This window comes from Roseomonas sp. KE2513 (assembly GCF_016107305.1).
Taxonomy (GTDB): domain Bacteria; phylum Pseudomonadota; class Alphaproteobacteria; order Acetobacterales; family Acetobacteraceae; genus Roseomonas.
On sequence record NZ_RCVR01000029.1, the window covers coordinates 1 to 15,032 of the forward strand.

Consider the following 15,032-nt stretch of genomic DNA (forward strand, 5'->3'; position numbering starts at 1 on the left):
CTAGAGGGCCTTCAGAAGCAAACCCCTCACAGGAGATCCGGGCCCGGAAGGCGCCGGGAAGACGTGCGGGCGGAAGACGCGGCGAACGGGGCTGCGCCGGAGGCCGGCCTCAACCCTGCGACCTGCCCGCCTCCGAAGCTCTCTCGGTCTCCATCACGACCGGCCAGTCGAGGACGTACTCGAAAAGGATGAGAGCAGCCGCGGCGGCGACAGTCACTACCGCCAGGGCCAGGCTCGATCCCGGGTGTGACACCCGCCACCAGGGAGAATAGAGGTCCATGACAGCCTCCAGGCTTGATCGGCGCGGAACCCCGATTGCACCCGTCCAGCCCCTCTTTTCGGCTCCGAGGGCATCGGGACAACAGGTTATCAAGCGTTCGCGCCGGATGCCACAAATGCCTGAACCGGTGCGGGGGAACGTTCAGGCCGCCTCGACTGCCTCCACGCCTGGGATCACCTTCATCGCCTGGGCCAGTCGCGGCGAGACGTTCCAGCGACCGGGAAGGGTCAGCTCCACCTCCTGCCCGGGCCCGGTGCGGGGGATGAGGATGACCTCTCCCCTGCCCTTTCCTTCCCGTTCGAGCAGGGCTCGGAGAGCGTCGATCGCCTCCATCGCCGCCACCTCGATCCGCAGGCCCTGGCCGATGGACTGGGCCGCGCGCTCAAGCGGCTCGCAGTCGAGCGCGGTGAGGCGCACGGCCTCGCCATCCACCCGCACCTCGGCGGAGAAAATCACGGCATTGCCCTCCACCAGCATCTCCCGGCACTTGCCGAGGATCTCGGAGAAGCAGGTGACCTCCGTGCTGCCGCTGGCGTCCGAGATGCGGATCCAGGCCATGCGGCTGCCGGTCTTCGTCGTGCGCTCCTTCGCGCCGATGATCGTGCCGGCGAGCTTCAGCCGCCCGGCCCCGGCCTGGGCGCGCTCCGTCATCTTCGCGATGGGGCAGACGTTCAGCTTGCGTAGCGTGTCGATATAGGTGTCGAGCGGATGGGCGGAGAGGTGGAAGCCGATCGCCTCCGCCTCCTTCTCCAGCCGGTCGAGCTGCGGCCAGTCCGGCATGTCCCGCAGCCGCAGCGGCGGCGTGTCCGGGGAGGCGCCCGGCGCGCCGAAAAGGCCGATCTGGGCGCTACCCCGGTCCTCGGCAGCCGCCTGGGCACGGCGGAGAATAAGCTCCGCCCCCTCCGTCACCCGCGCTCGGTTGGGGTCCAGGCACTCGAAGGCGCCGGCGCGGGCGAGGTTCTCCACCTGCATCTTGTTGAGCTGCTTCGGGTCCACACGGTCCGCAAAGTCCGAGAGGGACCGGAAGGGCCCGCCCTCCCCGCGCACGCGCACGAGGTCCTGCATGGCAGCGAGGCCCACGCGCTTCACCGCAGCCAGCGCGAAGCGGATGGACTCCACCTTCGTGCCGTCCTCCCCCTCCTGTACCTCCACTGTGAACTCGGCGGCGCTGCGGTTCACGTCGGGCGGCAGCACCTTGATGCCGAGGCGCGACGCCTCCTGCAGGTGTGAGGCGAGCTTGTCGGTGTTCGCCATGTCGAGCGTCATGGAGGCCGCGAGGAAGGCGACCGTGTGGTTCGCCTTCAACCAGGCCGTCTGGTACGAGACGAGCGCGTAGGCGGCGGCGTGCGACTTGTTGAAGCCGTATTCCGCGAAGCGCTCCATCAGGTCGAAGATCTCGCCAGCCTTGTCGTTCGGGATGCCGCGGGCCGTCGCGCCCTCCACGAAGATCGCGCGCTGGGCCTGCATCTCCGAGCGGATCTTCTTGCCCATGGCGCGGCGCAGCAGGTCCGCGCCGCCGAGCGAGTAGCCTGCCAGCTCCTGGCTGATCTGCATGACCTGCTCCTGGTAGACCAGGATGCCGTAGGTCTCCTCCACCAGCGGGCGCATCGCGGGGTGCACGGGCTCCCAGGGCTCGCCGTGCTTGCGCGCGCAGTAGGCCGGAATGTTGGCCATCGGGCCCGGGCGGTAGAGCGAGACGGCGGCGATCAGGTCCTCAAAGCGGTCCGGGCGCATCATGCGGAGGCAGTCCCGCATCCCCTGGCCTTCGAACTGGAACACGCCGGCCGCGTCGCCCTTGGCGAGCATGGCGTAGGTCTTCGCGTCATCCAGCGGGATGGTGGTCAGGTCCACCTCGATCCCCTGGCCCTTTAGGATGTTCACCGCGCGCTCAAGCACGGTGAGCGTCTTGAGGCCTAGGAAGTCGAACTTCACCAGCGAAGCGCTCTCGACGTATTTCATCGAGTACTGCGTCACCAGCATGTCGCTTCGCGGATCGCGGTAGAGCGGCACGATCTCGATCAGCGGCTTGCGCCCGATCACCACGCCCGCCGCGTGGGTGGAAGCGTTGCGGTAGAGGCCTTCGAGTTGCAGGCCCGTGTGCATGAGGCGATCGACGTTCTCGTCGGTCTCGCGCATCTCCTTCAGGCGCGGCTCGCCGTCCAGCGCCTCCTGGAGCGTCGGCGGCTTCGCGGCGTTAAAGGGGATGAGCTCCGCGATGCGGTTCACCTGGCCGTAGGGCATGCCCATGACGCGGCCGACGTCGCGCACCACCGCCTTCGCCTGCAACCGGCCGAAGGTGATGATCTGGCCGACGCGGTCCTCGCCATACTCGCGGCGCACGTACTGGATCACCTCTTCCCGCCGGTCCTGGCAGAAGTCGATGTCGAAGTCGGGCATCGAGACGCGCTCGGGGTTCAGGAAGCGCTCGAACAGCAGCCCGAAGCGGAGGGGGTCGAGGTCGGTGATCAGCAGCGCCCAGGCGGCGACCGAGCCCGCGCCCGATCCGCGGCCGGGGCCCACGGGAATGCCGTGCTCCTTCGCCCACTGGATGAAGTCGGCCACGATGAGGAAGTAGCCGGAGAAGCCCATCTTCTCGATGATGCCCAGCTCGAAGTCGAGGCGCTCCCGGTACTCCGGCCGCTTCTCCTCGGGCGTGCCCTGGGCGTCGAGCCGCCCCTCCAACCCGCGCGTGGCCATGTCGCGCACGGTCTCGGCCTCGGTCATGCCGGGCTGCACCTTTGGGCAGATCGGCAGCTCCGGCTTCTTCGTCTCCGCCATCACGGCGCAGCGGCGGGCGATCGCCAGCGTGTTGTCGCAGGCCTCCGGCAGGTCGGCGAACAGGGCGCGCATGGCGGCCGGCGGCTTGAACCAGTGCTCGGGCGTCAGGCGCCGCCGGTCGGGCTCGGCCAGGGTCCGGCCCTCGGCGATGCAGAGCAGCGCGTCATGCGCCTCGTGCCCGGCCTCGGTTGCGAAATACACGTCGTTGGCGGCGACGATCGGCGTGGCCGCGGCATCGGCCAGAGCCAGCAGGCCCGGCTCCACCGCGCGGTCGCGCTCCGTCCCGTGGCGCGTCAGCTCCACCGCCAGGTTGTCGCCATAGGCCTCGCGCAGCGCGGCCAGCAGCCCCTCCGCCATCGGCCGCCGACCTTCCGCCAGCAGGCGGCCCAGCGGGCCGAGCGTGCCGCCCGTCAGCAGGAAGACCCCCTCCGCGTGGGAGCGGAGCTGGTCGAGGTTGATCGCGGGCTTGCCCGAGGGGTCCTCCCCCAGCCAGCCGAGCGAGGAGAGGCGCTGGAGGTTCTGCAGCCCCGCCCCGTTCATCGCCAGCGCCACCACCGGGTCCGGCGGCAGCCGCGCCGCCTCGGGCCGCTCCGGCTCCTTCGCGCGCGCCAGCCAGAGCTGGCAGCCGATGATGGGCTGCACCCCCTCCTTCGTCGCGTACTGGCTGAACTCCAGCGCGCCGAACATCGTGGCGGTGTCGGTCAGCGCCAGCGCGGGCATCCCGGCCTTGCGGGCCAGGCCCGGCAGCTTGTCGGCCTTGATGGCGCCCTCCGCCAGCGAATAGGCGGAATGGACGTGGAGGTGCACGAAGCTGGAGGGCATGCCCTGAATATAGGCCCGCTCCGCCCGATTCGCGCGGTTTAAGGAGCGGAACGGTCAGGCGAGTGCCGCGATCTCCTCGTCGCTCGCGTTCAGGGCTGCCCAGAGGATGGCGCCGGCCGTAATCGCCGCCGATTTCAGCTCGCCCGGCGGCACCACGGCGCGAGTGTCGGCGCCGGTGAGGAGATGTCGCAGTGCCCCCTCCGGCGCATCAAAGCCGGCGATGAGGCGCAGCGCCGGAATGCCGACGGCGGCGAAATTGGCGTGGTCGGAATTGACCATGAGGGGAAGATGCACCGCGACCTCAGCCCCGATCGCCGCGGTGGCCCGCCGCAGGAACGGGGAGAGAGCTGGGAAGCCACTGGTCAGCGCCGTCAGCCGCGGATGGCCCGCGATGCTGTCGAGGTTGAGGTTGAACCGGATGGCCGCGCGCTGTGCCGGGTTCATCGCGGCGAGCCAGGCCTTCGAGCCCGAGAGCGCCCACTCCTCCGCCCCGAAGACGCAGAGGGTGAGGCCGCGCCGGCAGGAGGCCAGGTCGGGCGCCACCGCGCGCGCAAGAGCCAGCGCGGCGGCGAGGCCGGTGGCGTTGTCCATCGCGCTCTCGCCCAGTGGATGGCCATCGAGGTGGGCGGAGAGCACGACGCGGCCCTCACCTCCACCAGGAAGGTCCAGCACCAGGGTCGGCGCCGTCGCCGGGGCGGCCTCGCCTTCCAGAAAGAAGCGGGCGCGGCGGCCGGCGATCCGGGCCGCTACCTCGATCCCCACGCCAAAGCAGGGAATCGGCACGCCGTTCGCGCCACCCGAGACCGGCCCAATGCCCGGTTCCGGCTGCACCATCAGCGCCGCCGCCGCGCCTGCGGCGGCCGCGGCCGCCAGCTTGAAGCGGCGGTGGATGGTCCAGGGGGCGAAGGGATACTCGTGCCGCAGCAGCACGGCCCTGCCGCGCACCGCTTCCCCAGCCGCCGCGATGTCCTCCGGCGCGCCGCGGCCAAGATCAATCACCTCCAGCTCCAGCCCGTTGGGCCCGGTACTGCCGGAGCCGAAGAGCGGCACATGTGGAAGCGCCGTTCCGTCCGGCAGCGACAAGGCGGCACGGCGGAGCGTCCAACCGCCGTAGGGGACGGGTTCTTCCGTCGCAGGGCCGGTCTCGCGCAGGCGCGCCAGGGTCCAGGCGAAGGCTGCCTCGGCCGAGGCGCTGCCCTGCACGCGGCCACCAAAGTCGCAGAGAGCCTCGAAGTCGGCGCGAAGTCCAGAATCGGCGGCCAGCCGCCCGAGAAAGGCCTCCATCAGCGGACGCTCACACCCGCCGCGCGGGCTACCGACGCCCAGCGGCGGAACTCTGCGTCGAGCACGCGGGCGAAGGCTTCGGGCCCCGCCGGTCGGGGCTCCAGGCCAAGGGTAGTAAGGCGGGCACGCACGTCCTCGCTGGCAATCACCTCGGAGAGGGCCGCTGCCAGCCGCGCCCGCGCCTCCACCGGCACGGAGGCGGGCGCCAGCACGCCGAACCAGTTGTCGGCGATGAGGTCGATGCCGCCCTCCAGCAGTGTCGGCACCTCGGACATCGCCGGCAGGCGCTGAGGAGCCGCGACGGCGATAGGGGTGACCTGCCCCGCCCGCAGCGGCCCCTCAATCGAGGCCGGCGAGGAGAAGATCGCATTGATCTGCCCGGCCGCGACGTCCTGAAGCGCCGGCCCCGCGCCGCGATACGCGACGTTGGCGAAGCGCGCGCCCGTCAGCTGGCCGAACCATTCCGGCAGAAGATGCGAGAGGCTGCCGATGCCCGAGGAGCCGAAGGAAACCGTGTCCGGACGCGACTTCGCCGCTTCGGCCAGGGCGGAGGCGCTGCGGGCGGGAAAGCCGCTGTTCACGGCAAGGATCATCGTGACCGCGCCGATAAGCGTAACGGGTGCAAGGTCCGCCGCGGCATCGTAAGGCACGCGCTCCTGAACCGCAGGGATGATGGTGAAGGGTGAGTCGGCGAGCAGGACGGTATGGCCATCCGCCGCGCGCGCCGCCGCCTCGGTGCCGAGCATCGAGCCCGCGCCCGGGCGGTTGTCGACGACTACTGGCTGGCCGAGCGCCGCCGCCAGCCCGGGCGTGAGGAGGCGTGCGACGATGTCGGAGGGCCCACCCGCCGCATAGGGCACGATCACCCGGAGCGGACGCTGCGGCCAAGCGCCCTGCGCAAGCGCGGCAGGCGCCGCCAGTGCGGTGGGGGCGAAAAGGAGGCATCGGCGGCTGATAGGCATGGGCGCGGAGCCTAGGAGCGGGCGCCGCTCCCTGTCCATCGACGGTTCGTCAACCCGGGACGATCAGCCCGTCCCGCAGCGTGACGGTACGGTCCATCCGCGCCGCCAGTTCCGGGTTGTGGGTCGCGATCAGCGCGGCGACGCCGCGTCCGCGCACGGCTCCCAGCAGCTCCGCGAAGACACGGTCGGCGGTGGCCACGTCGAGGTTCCCGGTGGGCTCGTCCGCCAGCAGCACCTTCGGACTGTTCGCCAAGGCGCGCGCGATCGCCACCCGCTGCTGCTCGCCGCCCGAGAGGCGCGTCGGCCGGTGATGGCCCCGATCCGACAGGCCGAAGGCCGAGAGAAGCTCGCGCGCCCGTGCCTCCGCCTCGCGTCGCGGGCGGGCGGCGGCGAGCTGCGGGAGCACGATGTTCTCCTCCGCCGTGAACTCCGGCAGCAGGTGGTGGAACTGATAGACGAAGCCAATCGTGTCCCGCCGCAGCGCCGTGCGGACGTCGTCGGGCAGGTTGCCGGAGTCGCGGCCCCCGACGAGAACCTGGCCGCCATCAGGTTTCTCCAGCAGGCCCGCCACATGCAGCAGCGTCGACTTGCCGGTGCCGGAGGGCGCGACCAAGGCGACAATTTCGCCCGCCACCAGATCGAGGCTGGCGCCACGCAGCACCGGCAGCTCCCCCGCCTCCGTGCGGTAGCGGCGCTCGACGGCGCGCAGCGCCAGAGGCGTTCCATTCGGCGATGCGAGCGGCGCGTCAGGCATTGCGCAGCCCCTCCACCGGGTCCAGCCGCGCCGCGCGCCAGGAGGGATAGATCGTCGCCAGCAGCGAGAGCGCGAGCCCCATGCCGACCACCTGCGCCACCTCCATCGGCTCCACCACGGCGGGCAGCTTTGTCAGGAAGTAGATCTCGGCACTGAACAGGTCCGTGCCGGTCAGCGACTGCAGGAACTGCCGGATGTTCTCGATGTTCAAGCAGAAGACGAGGCCGATGAGGAAACCGATCAGCGTGCCCGCAACCCCGATCGAGGCCCCGGCAAGCAGAAAAATCCGCAGGATGGCGCCGCGCGTCGCGCCCACCGTCCGCAGCACCGCGATGTCCCGCCCCTTGTCCTTCACCAGCATGATCAGTGACGAGACGATGTTGAAGGCCGCCACGATGATGATGAGGGTGAGGATGAGGAACATCACGTTCCGTTCCACCTGCACCGCGTTGAAGAAGGAGGAGTTGGAATCCTGCCAGTCCAGCACCCGCACGGGCATGCCGCGCAGGGCCTGGAAGATTTCCCGCGTGGCCAGCCGCACGCGGGATGGGTCGTCCACGAAGACCTCCACCTGCGTCGCGCTGTCGCGGTGCTGGAAGTAGATCTGCGCGGCGCCGAAAGGCAGGAAGACGTAGCTCGCGTCGTATTCCTGCATCCCCGCCTCGAAGAGCGCGACCACCTCGTAGGCGCGCAGTCGCGGCACGGTGCCGACGACCGTCGCGCGCCCCTGCGGCGAGACGAGCGTGATCCTCTCCCCCACGCGGATGCCGAGCTTCCGCGCCAGGCGCGTGCCGATGACGATCGTGTCGTCCCCGCCGAAGCGCGAGAGATCGCCCGCGCGGATATTGCCCGCGATCAGCGGCCGCGCCCGAAGGTCCTCCGGCCGGATGCCACGAGCCAGGCCACCCGTCGCGCCGCCCTCCTCGCTGGTGAAGAGAACCTGCCCCTCCACGATGGGCGTGGCGGAGGCGATGCCGGGCAGGCTGCGGATGCGGGCCGCGATGTCGTCGAAGTTCCTGAGCCCCGCATTGTCAGCGGCATAGACGCCGAGATGCCCGTTCAGCCCGAGGATCCGCCCCAGCAGTTCCTGCCGGAACCCGTTCATCACGGACATGACGATGATGAGCGTCGCCACCCCCAGCGCGATCCCCACGAGCGAGAAGATCGCGATGACCGAGACGAACCGCTCCCCCTTGCGGGCGCGGAGATAACGGAAGGCGACGGCGCGCTCGAAAGGGGAGAACATCAGGGAAGCGTCGCGCGGATCTTCGCCAGCGCTTCCTCGAGCGGCAGCTCCAGCCGCTCGCCGGTCGCGCGGCGCTTCAGCTCCACGATGCCCTTCGCCGCGCCGCGCGGGCCGACGATCGCCTGCCAAGGGTAGCCGACAAGGTCCGCATCCGCGAACTTGGCGCCGGCACGCTCAGGCCGGTCGTCGAGCACGGCCTCGCTCCCCAGCGCACCGTAGAGCTGTTCGCAGAGCGCATCCGCCGCGGCATCGCCGGGCTTGAGGTTGAGGATGGCGCAGGCATAGGGTGCGACGGCGTCGGGCCAGATGATGCCCTCCTCATCGTGCCCCGCCTCGATGATCGCGGCCAGCAGGCGGGAGACGCCGATGCCGTAGGAACCCATCTCGGGGATTACCGGCGTGCCGTCCGGCCCCGCGACGGTCAGACCCATCGGCTTCGAGTACTTCGTCCCGAAGTAGAAGATATGCCCCACCTCGATGCCGCGCGCGGTGACCTGCGCTTCCGCGGGAATGGCGTCCCAGGCGGCCTCGTCGTGCTTCTCGTCCGTCGCGGCGTAGCGGCTGGTCCAGAAATCCACGACTGGAGAGGGATCGCCCGTGCCGGTCGGATCCTGCGCCAGCACGTCGAAATCGAGCAGGTCCTTGTGCAGGTAGACGAGGCTCTCGCCCGTATCCGCCAGGATGATGAACTCGTGCGAGAGGTCGCCGCCGATCGGCCCCGTATCGGCCTGCATCGGGATGGCCTTCAGCCCCATCCGCGCGAAAGTGCGGAGATAGGCGCGGAACATCAGGCGGTAGGACTTGCGCGCGCCCTCCGCATCCATGTCGAAGGAATAGGCGTCCTTCATCAGGAACTCGCGCCCGCGCATCACGCCGAAGCGGGGGCGGATCTCGTCCCGGAACTTCCACTGGATGTGGTAGAGGCTGCGCGGCAGGTCGCGGTAGGACTTTGCGTAACCCTTGAAGATGTCCGTGACCATTTCCTCGTTGGTTGGGCCGTAGAGCATCTCCCGGTCGTGCCGGTCGGTGATGCGGAGCATCTCCTTGCCGTAGTCCTCGTAGCGGCCGCTCTCCTTCCAGAGCTCGGCCGGCTGGACGGTCGGCATCAGGATTTCCTGCGCGCCCGCGAGGTCCTGCTCCTGGCGCACGATCTCCGACACCTTGCGCAACACGCGCAGGCCGAGCGGCAGCCAGGCATAGATGCCCGCGCTGGTCTGGCGGATGAGGCCCGCCCGCAGCATCAGGCGGTGCGAGACGATCTGCGCCTCGGCGGGCGTTTCCTTCAGCGTGGGCAGGAAGGCGCGGGACAGGCGCAAGTGGGCGGGCTCCGGTAAGGCCAGGGGGGTCGTTCGGCGCGCAACCTAGAGCAAGGCGCTGGGGGCGCAATGCGCCAGAGGCGCCCTGCGGCGCATGGGGCAAAAAAGAAGGGCCGCCCCGAAGGGACGGCCCGAGTTTAGGGAGGAAACGCCAGTCACACGGCGGAAGAGGAAAAGCCCTCTTCCATGTCCCGATGATGCGTCAGGCCAGCGGAGCACGGAAGAATTTTCAGGCCGCACAAGATGAAAAAAGTGGCGAAGCACGCATCCGAATGATCGATTTATTAGCTACAAAATCGTGAGCGCAGGCGAATGCCTAATCATTGGGCTTTGCAAGCCATCCTTCCCGGAAGGAGAGCCAATCCGCCCGTACCAGCCACTCGATGAGGAGCCAGACGAGAAGCGACAGCAAGGTCGTGATAAGCACGACCCTGAGCACCCGCACCTGGCGGGGCGCACCGCGCCAGCCGCCCGTCGCCTCCCCATCGGGATCGGGGTTCACCCCCAGCGGCAGCACGGCGAAAAGCACCGTCCACCACACGAGGAAGTACACGACGGTGCCCGTCACCCAGCCCATGTCCGCTTCCTTGCCATTCCGGTGCCGTAATCCCGCGGGCCGGTCGTGCGTTGGGGAGATAACCGACCCGGAAGGAGACCGCCATGCGACGCATCATCCTCCTCGCGGGCCTCGCCCTATCGGCGATGCCCCTGCTGCCCCAGGCGGCCGAGGCCCGTCCGCCCTGGGAGCGCGGCTGGGAGGACCGGCGCGATTGGGACCGCCGCGAAGCCTGGCGCGAGGAACGTTGGCGCCGCGAGGCCTGGCGCCGTGAGGCCGCGAGGCGCGAGGCCTGGCGGGAGGAGCGCTGGCGCCGCCACAACGCCTATGCCCCGCCCATGGCCTACGCGCCACCCGCCCCTGGCGTGACGCTCCAGTTCAACCTCCGCTGAACGGGCGCTAGACCCGGAGGAGGTGCAACTCCACCAGCGGGCGCTTGCGCACCCGTCGGCCGATCGCCTTGCGCAGCGCCGTGCGGGCAGCCTCTCGCAGGGCCGTATCCTCGCGGCGCAGCCCCGCCGGCATGTCGTTCACCAGCCGCGCGAGGTCGGTGGCGATCTGGTTGGTCGCTTCCTCCCCCTGGTCGAAGAGGCCAGGGGCGGAGATCTGCGGCTGCCCGCGAACCCGTCCCGCCTCATCCACGGCAAGCGAGCCGACAACCACGCCGTTGAACAGCATCCGCCGGCGTGCGCCGAGCACGTTGCCCTCCAACGGCAGCAGACGCGCCCCATCCACCGCCAGCTTGCCGCTCTGCACAGTCTCGCAGACTTCGACCGGGTTCGGACCGAGGCGGAGCATGTCACCGTCCTCGATCAGGTGCGGGATGGCGCCGAAGTCACGGGCCAGAGCCGCGTGCTGCTGCAGGTGGCGCCACTCCCCATGCACGGGCACGGCGTGGCGCGGCTTCACCAGTTCGTAGAGCCGGCGCAGCTCCTCCTTCGCGGGGTGGCCGGAGACGTGCACAGGGTGCTCCGAATCAGGCGTGATGACCCGGCAGCCCGCGCGGAACAGGGCGGACTCCACCGCCATGATCGCCTTCTCGTTCCCCGGGATCATGCGGGAGGAGAAGATCACCGTGTCCCCCTCGCCGAGCGAGATCTGGGGGTGCGTATCGGCCGCAATCTTGGCCAGCGCCGAGCGCGGCTCGCCCTGGCTGCCGGTGCAGATGATCAGCAGCTCGTCGTCCGGCAGGTATCCGGCCTCCTCCTCGTCGAGGAAGGGCGGGATGTCCTTGAAGTAGCCGGTCTCCCGCGCGGCGGCATCGGCGTTGCGGAGCGAGCGGCCGAAGAGCGCGACCCGCCGGCCGGCCGCCATGGCCGCGCGGGTGATGGATTCCACCCGCGCCACATTGGTCGCAAAGCAGGCGACGGCCACCCGGCCCTTCAGTTCGGCAATCAGCTCCGTCAGCGCCACGCGCACGCCGGCCTCGCTGCCGGAGAAGCCGTCCACCAGCGCGTTGGTGCTGTCGCAGACCATGGCGAGCACCCCTTCCCGGCCGAGGGCCGCGAAGCCGGCCTCGTCGGTGGGCGGCCCGATCAGCGGATCGGCGTCCAGCTTCCAGTCGCCTGTGTGGAGGACGGTGCCGTAGCGCGTCCGGATCGCTAGCGCCTGGGCTTCGGGCACCGAGTGCGCGACGCGAAGGAACTGGAGATCGAAGGGGCCGACCAGCAGGCGGGAGGCCAGCGGCACCGTGTGCAGCTTCACCTCACCGAGGATCCCGGCCTCACCAAGCTTGCGCCGCAGCACCGCCGCCGCGAAGGGGCTGGCATAGAGTGGGCAGCGCAGCAGCGGCCAGAGGGAAGCGACCGCCCCCAGATGGTCCTCATGCGCGTGGGTGATGACCAGCCCGACCAGCCGGTCCCGCCGCTCCGTCAACCAAGCAGGATCGGGGACCAGGATCTCCGCTTCCGGAAATTCGCTTCCCCCGAACCCAATTCCACAGTCCACCGCCAGGAGGGCCCCGTCCAGGCGATAGACATTAAGGTTCATTCCGATCTCGCCCGTCCCCCCCAGGGGGAGGAAGGCAAGGTCGTCCGTTGTCTCGAAGGTCATTCGTTCTCGTTCTTGAGAGATTCTGGAAGCGTTGTCTTGTGGAAGATGGGGGGCGGGTTGCGGGCAGCCAACAGGCGCAGCCCCTCCAGCGTGATATCAGGGTCAGTATGTTGAATGACCGTCGTGCCCTCAGCGAACAAGGGGGCGAGGCCGCCGGTCGCGATCACCTTAAGGGGACTGCCGTGCTCCGCCCGAATGCGCGCGACCAGCCCTTCGACGAGGCCGACATAGCCCCAGAAGATGCCGGATTGCATGGCTGGCACGGTGTCCCGACCGATTACCGCCTGCGGTCGGCCGATGCCGATGCGGGGCAGGCGGGCGGCGGCGCGGTGCAGCGCCTCGATGGAAAGATTGATACCGGGCGCGATGACGCCGCCGACATAGGCGCCCCCTTCCCCCACCACGTCGAAGGTCGTGGCGGTGCCGAAATCGATCACGATCAGCGGACCGCTGTAGTGGTGGTGGGCGGCCAGCGCATTGAGCAGCCGGTCGGCCCCCACCTCCTTCGGCCGGTCCATCAGGATCTCGAACCCCCAGTTCACGCTGTCCCCGCGGGCAACCAGGGGTTCGCAGCCGAACCAGTCCCGCACGAGGCGGCGAAGGCTGTAGAGGGCGGCCGGCACCACGGTGCCCAGGGCGCACTGGGTGATGTCGGAAGGCTTCAGTCCTGTATGCGACAGCAGGGCGAGCAGCCATACCGCGTACTCGTCGCTCGTCCGGTCTGCCCGGGTCGCGATCCGCCAGCGGCCGCGCCACTCCTCGCCGTCATGGACGGCAAAGACGACGTTCGTGTTGCCGGCATCGATCGCCAGGAGCATCGCTGGGGTCCCTCTCGGCTCCTCAGGGGTGAACGTCCCCGGCCGTTACCGTTTCCATGCCGCCTGCGGTGCTGATAAGCAATGCACCGGTCCCGTCCAGCCCCTCGAAGCTGCCGAGGAGCGGGCCGGCAGGAGCGGTGACGGAGATCGGCGTGCCGATGGGTGGGCCCCGCTCAAGCCAAGCCTCACGGATTGCCGCGAAACCCCTGGTTTCCATAACCTCCCGCCAATGGTCGAGCGATCCCATGAGCCGCGCCGCAGCCTCTTCAGGTGGCAGGACGGGGGCCGGCAGGGTGGCCGTTCGCCGCCCAGGCACCTCGGGCGCAAAGGCGAGGTTCACTCCGATGCCGAAGGCGAGCCAGTCCAGCCGGCCATCCGGACGCAGCGCGGCCTCCGAGAGAATGCCCGCGCATTTTGCCCCGCCGAGAAGTAGATCGTTCGGCCATTTCAACGACAGCCCGGCCGCGAACGGCGAAACGGCCGCGTGCAGCGCGACCGCCGCCAGCAGCCCCCATTGTGGGACCTCCCGCACCGGGGCGGTGGGCCGGAGAAGCACGGAAAGATAGAGATTGCCCGGCGGCGACTCCCAGGTCCGCCCGCGCGTGCCCCGCCCGGCCGTCTGCCGGCGGGCGAGGATAGCGAGGCGCTCCGGAGCCCCGCCCTCCGCCTTCTGGCGGAGAAGATCGGCGGTGCTGGGGAGCTGGTCGTGAACCAGCATCCGCCAGCCCGCCGGCAGGTTGCTCACCCCGCCAGCGCCGCCACTGCCGCCGCCGCCGCCGCAACCAGCGGCGCCGGGAAGAGGAAGAACAGCACGTTGAACAGCCCGGCCCCCGCGAGCACGAAGGAAACGGCGGAGGAGCGGCGGTCGAGCGCCGCCTCGGCGGTGTCGAAATACATGATCTTGATGATGCGAAGGTAGTAGTAGGCGCCCACCACGCTGGTCAGCACGCCCACCGTCGCGAGCACCCAGTAGCCCTCCTGCACGGCGGCCAGGAAGACGTAGAGCTTGGAGAAGAAGCCCGCGAGCGGCGGGATGCCCGCCATCGAGAACATGAAGATCGCCATGGCCAGCGCCATCGCGGGATCCGTCCGGCCGAGGCCGGCGAGGTCCTCGATCCGCTCCAGCGAGCGCCCCTGGCGCCGCATCGCCACGAGCACGGCGAAGACCCCCGCGTTCATGATGATGTAGATTGCCATGTAGAGCATGACGCCGCGCAGCCCGACATCGGTCGCCACCGCCAGGCCCATCAGCGCGTAGCCGACATGGCCGATGGAGGAGTAGGCCATCAGCCGCTTGATGTTGGACTGGCGGATCGCGGCGAGCGAGCCGAGCAGCATCGAGCCGAGCGAGGCGAGCCAGATCACCCCCTGCCACTGCTCCGCCAGCTCCGCGAAGGGATCGGCCAGCACCCGCACCAGCAGCGCCACCGCCGCCACCTTTGGCGCGGAGGCGAAGAAGGCTGTTACCGGCGTCGGCGCGCCCTCGTAGACGTCGGGCGTCCACATGTGAAAGGGCACGGCCGAGATCTTGAAGGCCAGCGCCGCGACGACGAAGGTCATGCCCACCAGCACGCCGAGGGAGACGCCCCCCTCCCCCGACACCGCCGTCGCGATGGCCGAGAAGTTGGTGGTGCCGGCGAAGCCGTAGGTAAGGCTCGCGCCGTAGAGATAAAGGCCGGAGGCCAGCGCGCCGAGCACGAAGTACTTTAGCCCGGCCTCAGCGGAGCGCGCGTTGTCACGGTCGAAGGCCGCGATGACGTAGAGCGAGAGCGAGAGCAGCTCTAGCCCCATATACAGCGTGATGAGGTCCGAGGCCGAGACCATGGCCATCATCCCCACCGTGCTGAACAGCACGAGGATCGGGAACTCGAAGCGCGCGATCCCCTGCTTCTCGTTCCAGTCGAGCGCCAGCAGCAGCCCCGTCGCCGCGCCGAGCAGGATGAGCAGCTTGGCGAAGCGCGCGAAGGCATCTGAGACGAACTGGCCATGGAAGGCCTGGCCGTCCGGCGCGCCCAGCACAAGCACTGCCGCCACGAGCAGCGCGCCGAGCGTGCCCATGGTGATCGGGAAGGTCGTATCCCGCTTCGGGATCACGCCGGCGAGCAGCAGCCCGAGACCGGCGACCGAGAGCACGGTCTCGGGAAGGGCGAGGGTCCAGTTCATC

The 15,032-nt window shown here is 69.6% G+C and carries 13 protein-coding genes; 1 reads left to right on the forward strand and 12 read right to left on the reverse strand.

All coding sequences use genetic code 11. The features are described 5' to 3' along the window. Positions 1-109: 109 nt before the first annotated feature. The 8 genes from D9599_RS22400 to D9599_RS22435 all read right to left on the reverse strand — a co-directional run bounded on the left by D9599_RS22400 (position 110) and on the right by D9599_RS22435 (position 10,019). Complete coding sequence (locus D9599_RS22400) at positions 110-280, reverse strand: hypothetical protein (protein ID WP_198383530.1); 171 nt, start codon at positions 278-280, stop codon at positions 110-112. 141 nt (positions 281-421) lie between these two features. Then, a complete protein-coding gene (dnaE, locus tag D9599_RS22405) occupies positions 422-3,880 on the reverse strand; it encodes a DNA polymerase III subunit alpha (protein ID WP_198383531.1) in 3,459 nt (1,152 codons plus the stop codon). A 54-nt stretch (positions 3,881-3,934) separates the two neighbouring features. Beyond that, positions 3,935-5,164, reverse strand: a complete 1,230-nt coding sequence (locus D9599_RS22410; protein WP_198383532.1) for a M28 family metallopeptidase — start codon at positions 5,162-5,164, stop codon at positions 3,935-3,937. Then, the gene (locus D9599_RS22415; protein ID WP_198383533.1) at positions 5,164-6,126 is read right to left on the reverse strand and encodes a tripartite tricarboxylate transporter substrate binding protein; all 963 of its coding nucleotides are present in this window, start codon (positions 6,124-6,126) and stop codon (positions 5,164-5,166) included. The genes D9599_RS22410 and D9599_RS22415 overlap by 1 nt, the downstream gene beginning before the upstream one ends. A 49-nt stretch (positions 6,127-6,175) precedes the next feature. Next, a complete protein-coding gene (locus D9599_RS22420; RefSeq protein WP_198383534.1) occupies positions 6,176-6,880 on the reverse strand; it encodes an ABC transporter ATP-binding protein in 705 nt (234 codons plus the stop codon). After that, a complete protein-coding gene (locus D9599_RS22425) occupies positions 6,873-8,126 on the reverse strand; it encodes a lipoprotein-releasing ABC transporter permease subunit (RefSeq protein ID WP_198383535.1) in 1,254 nt (417 codons plus the stop codon). Before D9599_RS22425 ends, D9599_RS22420 begins: the two co-directional genes overlap by 8 nt. Next, complete coding sequence (gene proS, locus D9599_RS22430; RefSeq protein ID WP_198383536.1) at positions 8,126-9,442, reverse strand: proline--tRNA ligase; 1,317 nt, start codon at positions 9,440-9,442, stop codon at positions 8,126-8,128. The genes D9599_RS22425 and proS overlap by 1 nt, the downstream gene beginning before the upstream one ends. 316 nt (positions 9,443-9,758) lie before the next feature. Beyond that, positions 9,759-10,019, reverse strand: coding sequence for a DUF1467 family protein (locus tag D9599_RS22435; RefSeq protein WP_198383537.1), 261 nt, complete (start codon positions 10,017-10,019; stop codon positions 9,759-9,761). An 83-nt stretch (positions 10,020-10,102) separates the two neighbouring features. Here D9599_RS22435 and D9599_RS22440 point away from each other — a divergent pair, with 83 nt between their 5' ends. Continuing rightward, a complete protein-coding gene (locus D9599_RS22440; protein ID WP_198383538.1) occupies positions 10,103-10,390 on the forward strand; it encodes a hypothetical protein in 288 nt (95 codons plus the stop codon). Positions 10,391-10,397: 7 nt separating this feature from the next. On the opposite strand, the gene D9599_RS22445 is transcribed toward D9599_RS22440, so the two are convergent. Genes D9599_RS22445 through nuoN form a run of 4 tightly spaced genes read right to left on the reverse strand, consistent with a single transcriptional unit; the run spans position 10,398 to position 15,031 of the window. Next, positions 10,398-12,050, reverse strand: coding sequence for a ribonuclease J (locus D9599_RS22445; RefSeq protein ID WP_198383539.1), 1,653 nt, complete (start codon positions 12,048-12,050; stop codon positions 10,398-10,400). Then, entirely contained in the window at positions 12,047-12,868 is an 822-nt protein-coding gene (locus D9599_RS22450) for a type III pantothenate kinase (RefSeq protein WP_198383540.1), read from the reverse strand. Before D9599_RS22450 ends, D9599_RS22445 begins: the two co-directional genes overlap by 4 nt. A 22-nt stretch (positions 12,869-12,890) precedes the next feature. Then, positions 12,891-13,613, reverse strand: coding sequence for a biotin--[acetyl-CoA-carboxylase] ligase (locus D9599_RS22455; RefSeq protein ID WP_309228686.1), 723 nt, complete (start codon positions 13,611-13,613; stop codon positions 12,891-12,893). Next, positions 13,610-15,031: an NADH-quinone oxidoreductase subunit NuoN gene (gene nuoN, locus D9599_RS22460; RefSeq protein WP_198383541.1), complete on the reverse strand. Its 1,422-nt coding sequence runs from the start codon at positions 15,029-15,031 to the stop codon at positions 13,610-13,612. Before nuoN ends, D9599_RS22455 begins: the two co-directional genes overlap by 4 nt. Between the last annotated feature and the right edge of the window lies 1 nt (position 15,032).